Annotated in this window: 15 protein-coding genes; 2 read left to right on the forward strand and 13 right to left on the reverse strand. The window is 59.8% G+C overall.

The features are described 5' to 3' along the window. Nucleotides 1–2: 2 nt before the first annotated feature. The 5 genes from LOY68_RS27440 to LOY68_RS27460 are packed head-to-tail and all read right to left on the reverse strand — an operon-like array spanning nucleotide 3 to nucleotide 5217. Nucleotides 3–3110: a pilus assembly protein gene (locus LOY68_RS27440; protein ID WP_265040975.1), complete on the reverse strand. Its 3108-nt coding sequence runs from the start codon at nucleotides 3108–3110 to the stop codon at nucleotides 3–5. Further along, a complete protein-coding gene (locus LOY68_RS27445) occupies nucleotides 3097–3579 on the reverse strand; it encodes a PilX N-terminal domain-containing pilus assembly protein (protein ID WP_163911736.1) in 483 nt (160 codons plus the stop codon). Before LOY68_RS27445 ends, LOY68_RS27440 begins: the two co-directional genes overlap by 14 nt. Nucleotides 3580–3590: 11 nt before the next feature. Then, nucleotides 3591–4301: a PilW family protein gene (locus tag LOY68_RS27450; RefSeq protein ID WP_163911733.1), complete on the reverse strand. Its 711-nt coding sequence runs from the start codon at nucleotides 4299–4301 to the stop codon at nucleotides 3591–3593. Further along, nucleotides 4298–4747, reverse strand: a complete 450-nt coding sequence (gene pilV / locus LOY68_RS27455) for a type IV pilus modification protein PilV (protein WP_163911730.1) — start codon at nucleotides 4745–4747, stop codon at nucleotides 4298–4300. Before pilV ends, LOY68_RS27450 begins: the two co-directional genes overlap by 4 nt. Next, on the reverse strand, nucleotides 4744–5217 hold the full coding sequence (locus LOY68_RS27460; RefSeq protein ID WP_265040977.1) for a GspH/FimT family pseudopilin: 474 nt from the start codon (nucleotides 5215–5217) through the stop codon (nucleotides 4744–4746). The genes pilV and LOY68_RS27460 overlap by 4 nt, the downstream gene beginning before the upstream one ends. Nucleotides 5218–5347: 130 nt before the next feature. Here LOY68_RS27460 and LOY68_RS27465 point away from each other — a divergent pair, with 130 nt between their 5' ends. Beyond that, entirely contained in the window at nucleotides 5348–5905 is a 558-nt protein-coding gene (locus tag LOY68_RS27465; RefSeq protein WP_265040978.1) for a GspH/FimT family protein, read from the forward strand. On the opposite strand, the gene ispH is transcribed toward LOY68_RS27465, so the two are convergent. The 6 genes from ispH to murJ all read right to left on the reverse strand — a co-directional run bounded on the left by ispH (nucleotide 5874) and on the right by murJ (nucleotide 13382). Continuing rightward, nucleotides 5874–6821: a 4-hydroxy-3-methylbut-2-enyl diphosphate reductase gene (gene ispH, locus LOY68_RS27470; RefSeq protein ID WP_265040980.1), complete on the reverse strand. Its 948-nt coding sequence runs from the start codon at nucleotides 6819–6821 to the stop codon at nucleotides 5874–5876. The genes LOY68_RS27465 and ispH overlap by 32 nt on opposite strands. Nucleotides 6822–6981: 160 nt before the next feature. Then, nucleotides 6982–7419 (reverse strand): FKBP-type peptidyl-prolyl cis-trans isomerase, encoded by a 438-nt coding sequence (gene fkpB, locus LOY68_RS27480; protein WP_177331483.1) that lies wholly within the window; start codon nucleotides 7417–7419, stop codon nucleotides 6982–6984. A gap of 7 nt (nucleotides 7420–7426) precedes the next feature. Further along, complete coding sequence (lspA, locus tag LOY68_RS27485) at nucleotides 7427–7939, reverse strand: signal peptidase II (protein WP_054051366.1); 513 nt, start codon at nucleotides 7937–7939, stop codon at nucleotides 7427–7429. Further along, entirely contained in the window at nucleotides 7932–10763 is a 2832-nt protein-coding gene (ileS, locus tag LOY68_RS27490; RefSeq protein ID WP_265040981.1) for an isoleucine--tRNA ligase, read from the reverse strand. Before ileS ends, lspA begins: the two co-directional genes overlap by 8 nt. Further along, the gene (ribF, locus tag LOY68_RS27495; RefSeq protein WP_054051371.1) at nucleotides 10764–11714 is read right to left on the reverse strand and encodes a bifunctional riboflavin kinase/FAD synthetase; all 951 of its coding nucleotides are present in this window, start codon (nucleotides 11712–11714) and stop codon (nucleotides 10764–10766) included. It lies immediately after the preceding gene. Between the two features lie 129 nt (nucleotides 11715–11843). After that, nucleotides 11844–13382, reverse strand: coding sequence for a murein biosynthesis integral membrane protein MurJ (gene murJ / locus LOY68_RS27500; protein ID WP_265040982.1), 1539 nt, complete (start codon nucleotides 13380–13382; stop codon nucleotides 11844–11846). 252 nt (nucleotides 13383–13634) lie between these two features. On the opposite strand from murJ, the gene rpsT reads away from it, so the two are divergent. Beyond that, complete coding sequence (rpsT, locus tag LOY68_RS27505) at nucleotides 13635–13913, forward strand: 30S ribosomal protein S20 (protein ID WP_008154937.1); 279 nt, start codon at nucleotides 13635–13637, stop codon at nucleotides 13911–13913. A 184-nt stretch (nucleotides 13914–14097) separates the two neighbouring features. On the opposite strand, the gene LOY68_RS27510 is transcribed toward rpsT, so the two are convergent. Next, entirely contained in the window at nucleotides 14098–14562 is a 465-nt protein-coding gene (locus LOY68_RS27510) for a CreA family protein (RefSeq protein WP_163911716.1), read from the reverse strand. Between the two features lie 12 nt (nucleotides 14563–14574). Next, nucleotides 14575–15693: a glutamate 5-kinase gene (gene proB / locus LOY68_RS27515; protein WP_265045839.1), complete on the reverse strand. Its 1119-nt coding sequence runs from the start codon at nucleotides 15691–15693 to the stop codon at nucleotides 14575–14577. Nucleotides 15694–15760: the final 67 nt, after the last annotated feature.

A 15760-nucleotide genomic window follows, 5' to 3' on the forward strand; every position in this document is an offset into this window, starting at 1 on the left:
ACTTACTGTATTTGTCGCCACATGATGCGACGGCTGCCGCCACCGCCGGGTTTCTCCACCAGGGAGGTGATGCCACCGCTGGAGTCGTTCACAATCTTGCGGCCCGCATTGTTGACGATCGCGTTCAGGGTCGGAATACCTCCGGTGAAAATCACCCCGCTGGAGATCGAATCCGTGCTGTCGACCAGCCCGTCGCCATTGGTGTCGAGCACCGCGTAATTGAGCATCTTACCGCTGAACGCATCCAGTTCGACCAGTTTGCCGGTGCCGAAACTGGCGCACGGGTCGGTGGTGTCGACACTGGCGGTGGTGAACACGACCCGGCCGGCCACCAGATTGGCCTGATTGATCACCCGCTCACCGGTTAGCACGTTGTTGTACACCAGCGGCAGGTACCAGCCCTTTTCGGTCGGGTAGGTCGTGTCGTTCTGGCTGGTGGTGATGAACTGCCCGCCGGCACTGCCGGTGGTCACCCCGGTCACCGACTGGGCCTGCAAACTCGACACGGTAATCTGCCCCGATCCGCCGTCTGCGTCCCACACCGAGTAAAACGCCTGGAGATCCTTGTTGGTCTTGTCCGCCGTCTCATTGAATTTCCCGGTGCCGAAAAACACTTGCTTGCCGCCCAGGGAATTGTCCGCCAGCAGCGGTTGCGCAGTGATCGGCTGCGTCGCGCCACCCGGCGCCGTGAACAATGGCTTGCCGGAAAACGCCAGGCCCCAAGTGTCGGTCGTGGCGCCACTCAGGTCGAACTTCCACAGACGCCCTTTCAGGTCGCCACCATAAGCGGCTTGCACCACGTTCTGCGAGTTGACCTTGAGCTTCACCGAAGACAGGCCATTGGTGGTTTCGGTGCTGTCGACCACGATTTTCTTGATCAGCGAACCGTCACGCACATCCACCACATACAACGCTGCCACCCCCGAATTGCTCCCGTAGCCGTTGGAGATGAAGGCCGCCCAGCGACCATCGGCCAAGCGTGCCACTTCCGGGCGGGCGTAGGCATATCCCAGATCATTGAAAGCGTTCGCGGTGTTAGCGGTGGCCGGTGCGCTGAATTCCCACAGCGCCTTGAAGGCATTACCTGCCGATGCGTCGAACAATTGCACCGCGTAGAACGTCCTGCCACCCGCCCCTGTCCCGCCCAGGGCCAGGGTTTTCCAGGCAGTCCCGAGTTGCGCATCGAACACCCCGACCTGGCCGTCCACCAGAAACTTGTGGCTCACGCCGTTGATGTAGGTCGGATCGGCGATGTAGCGCAACGATGGCAACACGCTGGAAGGCATGTAGGCGTAACGTCGAGCACCGTTGGCCGCGTTGATGACATTCAGGAAACCGTCGTTGGCGTTGACCACCAGGCTCGCACTCATGTTGGTGGCTTTGGTCGCCAGATAGGTGGTGTAGGTCGAATCGCCCACCAGATCCGCAGCGGTCTGCTCCGTCGGCGAGGCCAACGCGAGAGGCGAATTGATGATGTCGCCCAGCAACACCGTACGCACCTTCAGCCCGGCCTTGTTGGTGCCCTTGCTCCACTCCACCAGATCATTGCCGACAATCCCGGTCGGCAGGTTCAGGCCGAGTGAAGTTTGCTGGGCTGGGGAAAAGTTGCCGTAAGACAGGGTTATCGCGGCGTTGGTCAGGGTGTTCCAGGACTGATAGGTCGGCGCAGCGGCACCCGGCACGATGGCCGTGTCGGTGGTCCATAACACTGCCGCCGTGTTGACCGCGCCGCTGGCCGTGAAGCCGTAGGCCTTGATCGTCCCGCGCCAGTCCTTGGGATCGTAAGTGGTCTGGAAGTAACTCGATCCGCTGCTCAGCGTACTGCTGCTGGTGACACCGCTACCGCCCGAGCCCGCCTTGGAAGTGATGTTGCTCAACGCAGAGGACAGCGCCGAGTTCAGGCCGGCGGCGTCGTTGGCCTGGTAATACAGGCCTTGGCCGTAAGCGGCGGCATCCGACAACATCTGGTTGGCTGCAGTGAAGCCAACGGTGTAGGTGTTCATGTACTGCTTGGGAAAATCCGCAGCAGTCCAGCTTTTGCCCGCCAAGTCAGTACCGGTCGAACGCATGTCGATGTCGAACGCAAACTTGGCGATGTCATCCAGATAGAGAGTGTCGCCCTCGTCATCACCAGTGAGGTCATTGCCGTCGTTGTTGATCCCGTCCCAGTTGGGCAAGCGATTAAGGCCTAGCGGATCGTTGGTCGGGAACGTGCGGTCGTAAGTCGGCAAACCGTCGGTGATCACCACACCATAGTTCTTCTGGCAGCGGTACTGGATCGGGCTGGTGTAGGTCGCTGGCGTCGAGTTGTAGTACGGCGCCATGCCGCGAAAATAACGGGTGATTTCGTAATAGGTTTCAGCCAGCGGCGTATTGGCCACGGCGCCCAGCCCGTTAATTGCGCTGATCAGCGCGTTGTAGTTGGTGTCCGCCTGGGCCTGGGTCACGCTGCCGCTGACTACCGCCAGATCGCTGACCGAACGGGCGATATAACCACCATTGCCGGAGTTGTTGCTGGTGGGCGGGTTGAACGTCGCCAGACCGATCCGCAAACCGCGGTTGCTGCTTACCAGCGAGGTGGAAACGTTGCGCGCCACGTTGATGCGATAGTCAGTCGGAATCGAACCGGTGGTGAAATCACGGTTACTGCCGTTGGCCAATCCCACCAGGTACGACAGGTAATCGTCGGTGTAACGCGTGTTGCCGTTGCCGACCGGGTCGGGAAGCTTGATGCATTGCGGGGTCAGGCTGTTGTTGTAGAACGCGTAGGCGCCCCCCGAACAGCCTGAGGTAGGCAGGCTGGAGAGGAAGATCGAGCTGCCGACGATGTCGGAGGAGCTCAGACACAGGCCGATAAAGGCGTTGCACTGCCGGGCCGGTGTGCGATTGACCGCCGGATCGAACCCGGCCGCGAAGATGATGGTGTTCATGCTCCCCGAGTCATCGATCAGCAGCATCACATTCGGCGGCACGGCGGCGGCGCTCAACAAGGGTGAATCCGAAGGCGTGAAGGCATACGCAGGCGCCGTCAGATACAGGCTCAGCAGCGCACCGAGCAGCACCTGCATCCATCGTCGGCGCCAGCCACCGCGAGCATCAATACTTGGCATAGATGCTCTCCACCACACTGCGAATGTTATTGCCGACGATGCCTACTGCCGTGACGCGGTACAGCGTCGCCGAGGTATTGCTCGGTACATTCACCGCAGTCAGCGTGGTGCCGATGTTCTGCACCCCGTAAAACCCGCCACCGGCAGCGATCCAGTTGACCCCCGAGGTGGAATTGAGCCCTGCGCCGGTCACCGTCGCCGCTTCGGCCGGCGGCGCGCATTGCGTCGTGCTGCCACAAACCGCCAGCGTGTAAGTCGCCAGTTGCACAGCGCTTTCACCGATGCGCAGGTTCGCCTCGGCCAGTTGGAAAGATTGATTGCGCAAGGTCACGCTGCCAGCCATTTTTTCCTGAAGGGTCGCGTTCTGCATCGATGAAACGCCGATCAGGGTCAGCAGCAACAGAAAGACCAGGCTGATCAGCAAGGCCATGCCCTGTTGGCTGTTTTGCATGTTTGGTGGGGTTCTCATCCGGCGCTCCCCTACTGAAGCCGGTTGCGCAAAGCGGCAACCACGGTGAAGGTCTGATCACGCACGCGGCTGTTGGGATCCCTCAGCGTCAGGGTCAGGCGCACACTGCGTATCAGCGCGGGATTGGATGGATTGGCGCTGTAGCTGGAGGCCGCCACATCACTGGTGCTCGTGGCCACACCGAACAATACGCCGAACGCACTGACGTTATTGATCAGCACAGCCTGGGTTGGCGTACCGCTGCCGACCCCCATCAATAATTGGTTGTTGCTGAAGCTGTAGATCAACCGACGAATCGGAAAAGATATTTGCCCGCCAATCGCTCTTGCACCCGTGTAAGCCGTGGCGCTGGTTTTACAGTCGGAAACTACCGTCCAGGTCGGCGTACCGCCCGTGGTGCCTACATCTGCCGTCACCAGCGTGAGCTTGAGATTGGCGTTGTCCCAACTGATCGGCGCAATCTGACTGGCGTTGAAATCGCCCGTAGAACTGGCATCCGTCACCGTCCCCAGGCAACCAAACATCCCGACCATACGAATTTCCTGAATCATCTTGCTCAACACGAACCGCGCATCTTCCTGCATCCCGGCGGCGGTGTTTTGGCTGACGTAGGTGTTCTTGGCCGAGATGAACACCTGCGCCACGCCCAGCACCACGATCAGGCTCAACGCCAGGGCGATCAACAATTCGATCAGGCCGAACCCTCGGCTGTAATGCCTCATGGTGTCGCCGCCGGATCGACCGCGGCACGACTGGTCAGGACAAAGGTGCGGCGCGAATTGGCGACGTTGGCGGCGCGCGAGTCATCCCAATTGATGGTGATGGTGTACACCCGCTGATTGAGCGTCACGCTGCCAGTGGCGGTCGCGCCGCCAAAGTTGACGATATTGGTGGTGAAATCGTAGAGGTCCTGATCCCGGGCGACGCTCAGGTTAGCCGAGGTCGGAGGCGTCACGGTGTAGTCGGCGCCGGAGTTGGCGCGGATTCGGTCCATCATGTCGTAGGCGATAAAACTCGCCTGGCTGGTCATCCGCGCGCTGTCGGTGTACTTGAGCGCGTTCAGCTGAATCGCCGCCGCGCCCAATAGCCCCACGGTCAGAATCAACAACGCGACCAACACTTCAATCAGCGTCATGCCCTCCTGTGCGCGCCTGCTCCATTGCCTCATCCGCAATTTCCACCCAATAGAATCCGTCCGTTCAAACACACATTCAGCGTCCTGCTTTGCGCCCCCAGGCTATAAGTGATCACCACCGCCGTGGACGGTGACGACAAACCGCCCATATTGTTGAAATCGATGGCGGTCACTCCTGAGGGTAGCGCTAGAGTCGCGCCGGTGCTCAGCGCTGGAACAACCCGCAATACATTGGCCGGAGTGCCGGTACTGTCGTAGACCGTCAACTCCCCGGTCCAGACGCTGCCACTGGCGGTCGGGCGCAATCGTGTAGTGACACCCCGATCGATGGCCTCCAGCCGGGCGAAATTGAGTGCGCGCTGCAGGTCCCCAATCTCGGTATCGGCGCGGGTGCCTTGCACCGAACGGGTAAACATCGGAACGGCCATCGTGATCAAAACCAGAAAAACCGCGAGCGTGATCAGCACCTCGACCAGCGTGAAACCTTTTGTACGATGATCCATCGGTGCCCTCCGTTGCCGTCGGCTATACCTGCTTCTACACGCTAGAACATTCAACCGAGAGATGTACGGTTGTTTTGCCATGACTCGCGCAAGGATTGTGCGAACGGCAGCACTCCACGGAGGGAAAACCATGCATCAGCAAGGCTTTGGCTTGATCGAACTGCTTATGGGACTGGCAATTGCCGGGATTGTTCTGCTGTTGGTCAGTCCGGCGTTCGCCGCGCTCACCGAATCGAACCATCGGGACGAGGCGGCGCAGTCGCTTATCAGCGGCATACGCAGCGCGAGGACTGAAGCGATCGTCCGCAACCAGACCGTGATAATCCACGCCATCGACGACGACTGGAGCCAGGGTTGGCGGATTATTGTGGATGTCAGCGGCAAGGGCCATGAGGACACCCGCAATCCACTGCTGGTCGAGCATCGCAGCGCTGCTCGAGTGCCGATTGTCGGCAATTGGCGGGTCATGAATTTTGTGCGGTTCAGTGGTCTCGGAGAACCACTGATGCCAGACAAGGCCTTTCAAGCGGGGACATTGCACCTCTGCGCGGCCCGCGAGCCAGTCAGTCACCAGCGGTTGGTGCTGGCTGCAACTGGCCGCGTGCGCCTGGAGAACCTGAAGGTTGCGCAGGCGCTGTGTGCGGAGGAGAAAAGGCTTAAAGCAAAGAACGCACGCGCAGCTCTTTAGGCATGGAGAACGTGATGTTCTCTTCGCGACCGGCCAGTTCATCGGCACCGGTAGCGCCCCACGCCTGCAACTGCTGGATCACGCCACGCACCAGTACTTCAGGTGCGGAGGCGCCAGCGGTGATGCCGATACGCTGGACGCCATCGAACCAGCTCTTTTGCAGGTCTTCGGCGCCGTCGATCAGGTAAGCCGGGGTGGCCATGCGTTCAGCCAGTTCGCGCAGGCGATTGGAGTTGGAGCTGTTCGGGCTGCCGACTACCAGCACCACGTCGCATTCGTCGGCCAGTTGCTTGACTGCGTCCTGACGGTTTTGCGTGGCGTAGCAGATGTCGTCCTTGCGCGGACCACCGATGGCCGGGAAACGCGTACGCAGGGCATCAATGACGCGGCTGGTATCGTCCATGGACAAGGTGGTCTGGGTCACGAACGCCAATTTATCGGGGTTGTGCACTTGCAGCGTAGCGACGTCTTTTTCGTCTTCAACCAGATAGATCGCGCCGCCATTGGTGCCGTCGTACTGGCCCATGGTGCCTTCGACTTCGGGGTGACCGGCGTGGCCGATCAGGATGCATTCACGACCGTCACGGCTGTAGCGCGCGACTTCGATGTGGACCTTGGTCACCAGCGGGCAAGTGGCGTCGAATACTTTCAAGCCACGGCCGGCGGCTTCGGTACGCACGGCCTGGGAAACGCCGTGGGCACTGAAGATCACGATGACGTCATCCGGCACCTGATCCAGCTCTTCGACGAAGATCGCCCCACGGGAGCGCAGGTCTTCGACGACAAATTTGTTGTGGACCACTTCGTGGCGCACATAGATCGGCGGCCCGAAGACTTCCAGGGCGCGGTTGACGATTTCGATCGCCCGGTCCACGCCGGCGCAGAAGCCACGGGGGTTGGCGAGTTTGATTTGCATGCTGTGCCTCGTGTCTTGCGCGCAAGAAATAGCGAAAACAGTGAAAAACACTGTGGGAGCGGGCTTGCTCGCGAAAGCGGTGTGTCAGTCGACATTGATGTTACATGTGATGACGCTTTCGCGAGCAAGCCCGCTCCCACATTGGACCGTGTTCGGTCTGTTACAGCGATTTGACGTCGATGATTTCAACGTCAAAGGTCAATGTCTTGCCAGCCAGCGGGTGGTTGAAGTCGATGGTGACCTGGTCATCATCGAATTCTTTCACGATACCGGGCAACTCAGTATTGGCCGCATCGTTGAAGATCACCAGCAAACCCGGCGACAGGTCCATGTCCTTGAACTGCGAACGCGGGATGATCTGCACGTTTTGCGGGTTAGGCTGGCCAAACGCGTTTTCAGGCTGAATCGTCAGCGTGCGCTTGTCGCCCGCCTTGAAACCGAACAGCGCCGCTTCGAAACCTGGCAACAGGTTGCCGTCGCCGACCTTGAAGGTCGCCGGGGCTTTGTCGAAGGTGCTGTCGACCGTGTCGCCGTTCTCCAGGCGCAATGCAAAGTGCAAGGTGACTTCCGTGTTCTGGCGGATGCGTTGCTCAGCCAATACCTGTTCAGTCATGAACGGTTTCTCCGGTTTTCTTGCTTTTGAACATATCCAGCGCGAGCATCACGGCCCCGACGCTGATGGCGCTATCAGCAAAGTTGAACGCCGGGAAATACCAGCGGTTCTGCCAATGCACCAGAATGAAGTCGATCACATGGCCCAGGGCAATGCGGTCGTACAGGTTACCCAACGCACCACCCAGCACCAACGCCAAAGCGATGGCCAACCAGGTTTCGTTGCGGCCCAGGCGTTTAAGCCAGACCACCAGCACCGCACTGACCACCACCGCGATCAGGGCAAACAACCATCGCTGCCAGCCGGAGCTGTCGGCCAGGAAGCTGAACGCCGCGCCGGTGTTGTAGGCCAGGGTCCAGCTGAACAAATCGGGGATCACCACGATTTGCTGGTACATCTCGAGCTTGCCTTCGAAGTAGAACTTGCTGGCCTGGTCAATGACCAGGACCAGCAGGCTCAACCAAAGCCAGCTCAGCCGTCCGAAACGGCCAGCCGCATTAGGCATAGTGACGAACCTCGCCCGCGCCGCTGATGTTGTCGACGCAACGACCGCAGATTTCCGGATGCTCCGGGTTCACGCCGACGTCTTCACGGCAGTGCCAGCAACGGGCGCACTTGGCGAAGGCCGACTTGACGATTTTCAGCTTCAGGCCGCTGACTTCGGTAGCCACCGCATCGGCTGGCGCTTGAACAAACGGAGCAACGCTGGCGGTCGAGGTGATCAGGACAAAGCGCAGTTCGTTGCTCAGCTTGGCCAGATCGGCGCTCAGCGCCTCTTCGGCGAACAGCGTCACTTCGGCTTGCAGGTTGCCACCGACGGCTTTGGCCGCGCGCTGGATTTCCATTTCCTTGTTGACCGCAACCTTCACCGCCATGATCCGCTCCCAGTAGGCGCGGCCCAGTTCGACGTTTTCCGGCAGTTCGGTCAGGCCTTCGTACCAGGTGTTGAGCATTACCGACTCGTTGCGCTCGCCCGGCAGGTATTCCCACAGTTCGTCAGCGGTGAACGCGAGGATCGGCGCGATCCAGCGCACCAGCGCTTCACTGATGTGGTACAGCGCGGTTTGCGCCGAACGGCGAGCCTTGCTGTTGGCGCCAGTGGTGTACTGACGGTCCTTGATGATGTCGAGGTAGAAACCACCCAGTTCCTGAACGCAGAAGTTGTGGATCTTGGAGTAGACGTTCCAGAAGCGGTATTCGCCGTAGTGTTCTTGCAACTCGCGTTGCAGCAACAGCGTGCGGTCCACGGCCCAACGGTCCAGCGCCAGCATATCTTCGGCCGGCAGGATGTCGGTGGCCGGGTTGAAACCGGTCAGGTTGGAGAGCAGGAACCGCGCGGTGTTACGGATCCGCCGGTAGGCGTCCGCACTGCGTTGCAGGATCTGCTCGGAAACCGCCATTTCACCCGAATAATCGGTGGAAGCGACCCACAGACGCATGATGTCGGCGCCCAGGGTGTCGTTGACCTTTTGCGGCGCGATCACGTTGCCCAAGGACTTGGACATCTTGCGGCCGGACTCATCGACGGTGAAGCCGTGGGTCAGCAGCTCGCGGTACGGCGCGTGATTGTCGATGGCGCAACCGGTCAGCAGCGACGAGTGGAACCAGCCACGGTGTTGGTCCGAGCCTTCCAGGTACAGGTCGGCGCGTGGACCCGTCTCGTGGCCCATCGGGTGCGAACCGCGCAGGACGTGCCAGTGCGTAGTGCCCGAATCGAACCAGACGTCCAGGGTGTCGCTGATCTTGTCGTACAGCGGCGCTTCGTCACCGAGCAACTCGGCTGCGTCCATCTTGAACCAGGCTTCGATGCCTTCGACTTCGACGCGCTTGGCGACTTCTTCCATCAGTTCGGCAGTACGTGGGTGCAGCTCGCCGCTTTCCTTGTTCAGGAAGAACGGGATCGGCACGCCCCAGTTGCGCTGGCGGGAGATGCACCAGTCCGGACGGTTGGCGATCATCGAGTGCAGGCGCGCCTGGCCCCAGGCCGGGACGAACTTGGTTTCTTCGATGGCTTTGATCGCCCGCTTGCGCAGGGTTTCGCCAGACGTCGGCTCTTTGTCCATGCCGATGAACCACTGCGCGGTGGCGCGGTAGATCAGCGGGGTCTTGTGACGCCAGCAGTGCATGTAGCTGTGTTCGATGATGGTGGTGTGCAGCAACGCACCGACTTCGGTCAGTTTGTCGACGATCGCCGGGTTGGCCTTCCAGATGAACTGGCCGCCGAAAAACTCCAGCGACGGCACGTACACGCCGTTGCTTTGTACCGGGTTGAGAATGTCGTCGTTAACCATGCCGTAGGCTTTACAGGTCACGAAGTCGTCCACGCCGTAAGCCGGTGCGGAGTGAACCACGCCGGTGCCAGCGCCCAATTCCACGTACTCGGCCAGGTAAACCGGCGACAGGCGATCGTAGAACGGGTGACGGAAGTTGATCAGTTCCAGTTCTTTACCGGTGGTGGTCGCGATGACCGAGCCTTCCAGGTTGTAACGGGCCAGGCACGACTCGACCAGCTCTTCAGCCAACACCAGCAGTTTGTCGCCGACGTCGACCAGGGCGTAGTTGAATTCCGGGTGAACGTTCAGCGCCTGGTTGGCCGGGATGGTCCACGGGGTGGTGGTCCAGATCACAATCGAAGCAGGTTTGGCCAGCGACGCCAGACCGAAAGCGGCAGCCAGTTTGGCTTCGTCGGCAATCGGGAAGGCCACGTCGATGGTCGAGGACTTTTTGTTCTCGTACTCGACTTCCGCTTCAGCCAGGGCCGAACCGCAGTCAAAGCACCAGTTCACAGGTTTGAGGCCCTTGAACACGAAGCCGCCCTTGACGATTTCGGCCAAGGCACGGATTTCACCGGCCTCGTTCTTGAAGTCCATGGTCTTGTACGGGTTGGCGAAGTCGCCCAACACGCCCAGACGGATGAATTCGGATTTCTGCCCTTCGATCTGCTCGGTGGCGTAGGCACGGCACAGTTCGCGGGTCTTGTCCGCGCCCAGGTTCTTGCCGTGGGTCACTTCGACTTTGTGCTCGATCGGCAGGCCGTGGCAGTCCCAGCCCGGGACATAAGGCGCGTCGAAACCCGACAGGGTCTTCGAGCGGATGATCATGTCCTTGAGAATCTTGTTCAGTGCGTGACCGATGTGGATCGTGCCGTTGGCGTACGGAGGACCGTCGTGCAGGACGAACTTCGGACGATCCTTGCCAATCTCGCGCAACTTACCGTACAGGCCAATACTGTCCCAGCGCTGCAGAATCTGCGGTTCGCGCTGTGGCAGGCCGGCCTTCATTGGGAAGGCGGTGTCCGGAAGGTTTAGCGTGGCTTTATAGTCGGTCATTTAAGGCTCTTCATTAGCGATTGGCGCTAGGTGCGACAGGGCACGGGCGGCGGCGACATCCGCATTGATCGCCGTCTTAAGCGCCTCCAGAGAGGCGAAACGCTGCTCTTCACGCAGCTTGTGGTGGAAAACCACCGTCAAACGCCGGTCATACAGATCGCCGGCAAAATCTAAAAGGTGTACTTCCAGGTGGGCCTTGCCATCACCTTGGACCGTTGGCCGCACGCCGATATTGGCGACGCCTGGCCAGGTCTTGCCGTCGATGTCGACGTTGACCAGGAAAACCCCGGACAACGGCACGCGACGACGCTTGAGCTGGATGTTGGCGGTCGGTGTACCGAGCTGGCGCGCCAGCTTCTGTCCATGCAGCACCCGTCCGGTGATCTGGAACGGGCGACCGAGCAAGCGTTCGGCCAAGGCAAAATCGGCAGCGGCCAAGGCATTACGCACCTGGGTGCTGCTGACGCGAATACCGTCCAGCTCGACGGTTTGCGCCGCCTCGACGGTAAAGCCTTGCAGGACACCGGCCTGTTGCAGGAAATCGAAATCCCCGACCCGGTCGCAACCGAAACGGAAGTCGTCACCGACCTCCAGATGCTGCACGCCCAGGCCATCCACCAGAATCGTATCGACGAATTCGGCGGCGCTGAGCTTGCTCAGACGATGGTTGAACGCCAGGCACAGGACCCGGTCAACGCCTTCGTCGGCCAGCAGCTGCAGTTTGTCCCGCAGCCGGGCCAGACGCGCTGGCGCGGTGTCGGGGGCAAAAAATTCCCGCGGCTGTGGCTCGAAAATCACCACGCAGCTGGGCACGCCCAACTCGAGCGCACGCTCACGCAGCCTGACCAGGATAGCCTGGTGACCACGGTGAACACCGTCAAAGTTGCCAATAGTGGCGACACAGCCCCGATGCTGGGGGCGCAGATTGTGGAGGCCTCGAACCAGCTGCATAACGCGCTTCTTGCTCATAAAGTGGTCGATTATAACCACACCCGGCGGCCGACGACAGGCAACACCGTAACCCAAAGTAATCGAACCGACAAAACTGCCGGCCCGCCCATGTTTATCAAGGCAAACGCCTCAGCTCAACGCCTTGCGATTGAAGTCGCGCAAACGGAAACCCATCAACAGCAACATGCCGAAATAAGCGACCACACCGGCCACTACCAACGCACCCAGGCGCAGGAACCGCTCCAGCATATGCCCCTGATCCCAGGCCGGCATGAAATGCATCCCCACCAGCAACACCGCGGACATCACCAATACCGCGATCACCAGCTTGAGCCCGAACTTCGCCCAGCCCGGTTGCGGCTGGTACATCTGCTGCTTGCGCAGTTGATAGAACAACAGGCTCGCGTTGATGCAGGCACCAATACTGATGGCCAGCGCCAGACCGGCATGGGCCAGCGGGCCGATCAGCACCAGGTTGAACAGCTGCGTGACGATCAGCGTGAATATCGCGATTTTTACCGGAGTGCGGATGTTTTGTTGCGCATAAAAGCCCGGCGCCAGCACCTTGATCACGATAATCCCGAGCAAACCGACGGAATAAGCAATCAACGCCCGCTGAGTCATGGACGCATCAAACGCACTGAACTGGCCATATTGGAACAGCGAAACCGTCAGCGGCTCGGCCAGAATCCCCAGCGCCAGAGAGCACGGCAACACCAGCACGAAGCACAGGCGCAGGCCCCAATCGAGGATTCGTGAATATTCCTGGCGATCCTTGCTGGCGTAAGTCTTGGCCAGGGTCGGCAGCAAAATTGTGCCCAGCGCCACGCCGAGTACGCCGGACGGCAATTCCATAAGGCGGTCGGCGTAGTACATCCAGGAAACCGAGCCGGCCACCAGGAATGACGCGAAAATCGTGTTGATGATCAGGGAAATCTGGCTGACCGAGACACCGAGGATCGCTGGCAGCATCTGCTTCATCACCCGCCAGACACCGGTATCGCGCAGGTTCAGGCGTGGCAGCACCAGCATGCCGATCTTCTTCAGGTGCGGCAGTTGATAAAGCAGTTGCGCAAGACCACCGACCAACACGGCCCAACCCAGCGCCATGACCGGCGGATTGAAATACGGCGTCAGGAACACTGAAAAGATGATCATGCTGACGTTGAGCAGCGTCGGCACGAAGGCCGGCACGGAGAAGCGGTTATAGGTATTGAGGATCGCCCCGGCCAATGAAGACAGGGAGATCAGCAATATATAAGGAAACGTCACCCGCAACAGACTGGACGTCAGCTCGAACTTCTCCGGTGTATCGGTGAAGCCTGGCGCTGTGGCCCAGATCACCCAAGGCGCAGCGAGCATCCCCAGCGCCGTGACCAGCGCCAGCACCAATGTCAGCAGGCCCGAGACGTAGGCAATGAAGGTTCGCGTCGCCTCCTCGCCCTTCTGGCTTTTATATTCGGCCAGAATCGGCACGAAGGCCTGGGAAAAAGCCCCCTCGGCGAAGATCCGCCGCAGCAGATTGGGCAGTTTGAAGGCGATAAAGAAGGCGTCAGTCGCCATCCCGGCACCAAATGTACGCGCGATGAGCGTGTCACGAACGAACCCCAGAACCCGGGAAAGCATCGTGATAGAGCTGACGGCGGCCAACGATTTGAGCAGATTCATTGAAAGAGTTTGCGCCTGTCGATAAACAGCAGGCGAACAAAGCGCCCACTTATGCGATACTCCGCGCCGCAGCAGCACAGAGCCAAAGCTCGCGAGTTTACAGGTCAAGCGCCGGAAATAAATATCCCGCCTCTTTATACCTACCACTTAGCGGAACGTCTCAACCGCCCTTGACAAGACATCAACTCATCGGCATGATTCGCGGCCTATTTTGTTTGCTATTTCCTAAAAAGTCTTTCGAGGAGCTCGACGGTGGCCAACACACCTTCCGCCAAAAAACGTGCAAAACAGGCTGAGAAGCGTCGCAGCCACAACGCCAGCCTGCGTTCCATGGTTCGTACCTACATCAAGAATGTAGTTAAGGCCATCGACGCAAAAGACGCTGAAAAAGCTCAAGCTGCTTACGTTCTGGCCGTGCCAGTTATCGACCGTATGGCCGATAAAGGCATCATCCACAAGAACAAGGCTGCTCGTCATAAGAGCCGCCTGAACGGTCACGTCAAGGCTCTGAACCTTGCTGTAGCCGCTTAAGCTGTAAGCTTGTTGAAAAACCGACCTCAGGGTCGGTTTTTTATTGCCTGCGATTTGGTGAATTCAACACAAAAAAAGTGGGAGCGGGCTTGCTCGCGAAAGCGGTGCATCAGTCAACATCCGTATTGACTGACACTCCGTCTTCGCGAGCAAGCCCGCTCCCACATTTTGGATCTTTGTTAGCTTATTGAGCGTGCGGCCACGGCAGAATCGGAATAGCCGTCACCGCATTCTGCGGACTGCCCTCGATCAGGCGATCGCTGTAGACCAGGTACACCAGCGTGTTGCGCTTCTTGTCGAGGAAGCGCACCACCTGCATGGACTTGAATACCAGCGACGTGCGCTCCTTGAACACCTCGTCGCCATCCTTCAGCTCACCCTTGAAATTGATCGGCCCGACCTGCCGACACGCCAGGGATGCTTCAGCACGATCTTCGGCCAGACCCAAGCCGCCCTTCACGCCGCCTGTCTTGGCACGCGACAGGTAGCAGGTCACGCCTTCAACCTTGGGATCGTCGAAAGCCTCGACCACAATGCGGTCATTCGGGCCGACGAATTTGAATACCGTCGACACCTGACCAATCTCTTCTGCCGATGCCAGCAACGGCATCGCCAGCAACAAACCCAATAATCCCTTTGCTACACGCATTCCAGTTTTCCTTCAGACCAGGATCAGGTTATCGCGGTGAACCAGCTCCGGTTCCGCCATGTAACCCAACAGACCGACAATCGCATCAGACGATTGACCGATAATTTTTTGTGCCTCAAGGGCGCTGTAATTGGCCAGGCCGCGAGCGATTTCTCGACCGTCCGGCGCCACGCAAACTACCATTTCGCCACGGCGGAAGCTGCCCTGGACCAGTTTGACGCCAACCGGCAGCAAACTTTTGTTGCCTTTGGACAATGCCGTCACCGCCCCCGCATCCAGCACGAGAGTGCCACGGGTTTGCAGATGCCCCGCCAACCATTGCTTGCGCGCCGCCAGCAGGCCGCGCTCAGGCGACAGCAAGGTGCCGATGCGCTCGCCAGCCTTCAAACGATCCAGCACGCGCTCAATGCGACCGCCAACGATGATGGTGTGCGCACCCGAACGCGCCGCCAGTCGTGCAGCACGCAATTTGGTCTGCATCCCGCCACGCCCCAGTGCACCACCAGTGCCGCCGGCTACAGCGTCCAGCGCCGGATCATCGGCGCGGGCTTCGTAAATCAGGCTGGCGTCCGGATTGTTGCGCGGGTCAGCGTCGAACATGCCATCGCGATCAGTCAGGATCACCAGCAAATCAGCCTCGACCAGGTTGGCCACCAGCGCCGCCAGCGTATCGTTGTCGCCGAAACGGATTTCGTCGGTAACCACGGTGTCGTTCTCGTTGATCACCGGGATCACTTTGAGCTCGACCAATGCGCGCAACGTGCTGCGGGCGTTCAGGTAGCGCTTGCGGTCAGACAAGTCATCATGGGTCAGGAGAATCTGAGCGGTATGCCGGCCATGCTCGCCGAAGCTCGACTCCCAGGCTTGCACCAGACCCATCTGGCCGATAGCGGCAGCCGCCTGCAACTCGTGCATCGCACTGGGTCGTACCGTCCAGCCCAGACGGCTCATGCCGGCCGCCACCGCCCCGGAGGACACCAGCACCAACTCAACGCCCGCCTCATGCAAGGCCACCATCTGCTCAACCCAGACACCCATTGCCGCGCGATCCAGGCCCTTGCCGTCCGCCGTCAGCAAAGCGCTGCCGATCTTCACGACCCAACGCTGCGCACCTGTCACCTTGCTCCGCATCATCTTCAACCTTAGTTTGAGGGCAGCGCGACTTGGCACTGCCCGTAACGTTAATCGTGGCTATTTG

This window comes from Pseudomonas sp. B21-053, assembly GCF_026016365.1.
Classification (GTDB): Bacteria; Pseudomonadota; Gammaproteobacteria; order Pseudomonadales; family Pseudomonadaceae; genus Aquipseudomonas; species Aquipseudomonas nunensis.

Coding starts and splice junctions, on each gene's coding strand:
- LOY68_RS27440 (WP_265040975.1), bottom strand. CDS start 3,110: ATGCCAAGTATTGATGCTCGCGGTGGCTGGCGCCGACGATGGATGCAG.
- LOY68_RS27445 (WP_163911736.1), bottom strand. CDS start 3,579: ATGAGAACCCCACCAAACATGCAAAACAGCCAACAGGGCATGGCCTTG.
- LOY68_RS27450 (WP_163911733.1), bottom strand. CDS start 4,301: ATGAGGCATTACAGCCGAGGGTTCGGCCTGATCGAATTGTTGATCGCC.
- pilV (WP_163911730.1), bottom strand. CDS start 4,747: ATGAGGCAATGGAGCAGGCGCGCACAGGAGGGCATGACGCTGATTGAA.
- LOY68_RS27460 (WP_265040977.1), bottom strand. CDS start 5,217: ATGGATCATCGTACAAAAGGTTTCACGCTGGTCGAGGTGCTGATCACG.
- LOY68_RS27465 (WP_265040978.1), top strand. CDS start 5,348: ATGCATCAGCAAGGCTTTGGCTTGATCGAACTGCTTATGGGACTGGCA.
- ispH (WP_265040980.1), bottom strand. CDS start 6,821: ATGCAAATCAAACTCGCCAACCCCCGTGGCTTCTGCGCCGGCGTGGAC.
- lspA (WP_054051366.1), bottom strand. CDS start 7,939: ATGCCTAATGCGGCTGGCCGTTTCGGACGGCTGAGCTGGCTTTGGTTG.
- ileS (WP_265040981.1), bottom strand. CDS start 10,763: ATGACCGACTATAAAGCCACGCTAAACCTTCCGGACACCGCCTTCCCA.
- ribF (WP_054051371.1), bottom strand. CDS start 11,714: ATGCAGCTGGTTCGAGGCCTCCACAATCTGCGCCCCCAGCATCGGGGC.
- murJ (WP_265040982.1), bottom strand. CDS start 13,382: ATGAATCTGCTCAAATCGTTGGCCGCCGTCAGCTCTATCACGATGCTT.
- LOY68_RS27510 (WP_163911716.1), bottom strand. CDS start 14,562: ATGCGTGTAGCAAAGGGATTATTGGGTTTGTTGCTGGCGATGCCGTTG.
- proB (WP_265045839.1), bottom strand. CDS start 15,693: ATGCGGAGCAAGGTGACAGGTGCGCAGCGTTGGGTCGTGAAGATCGGC.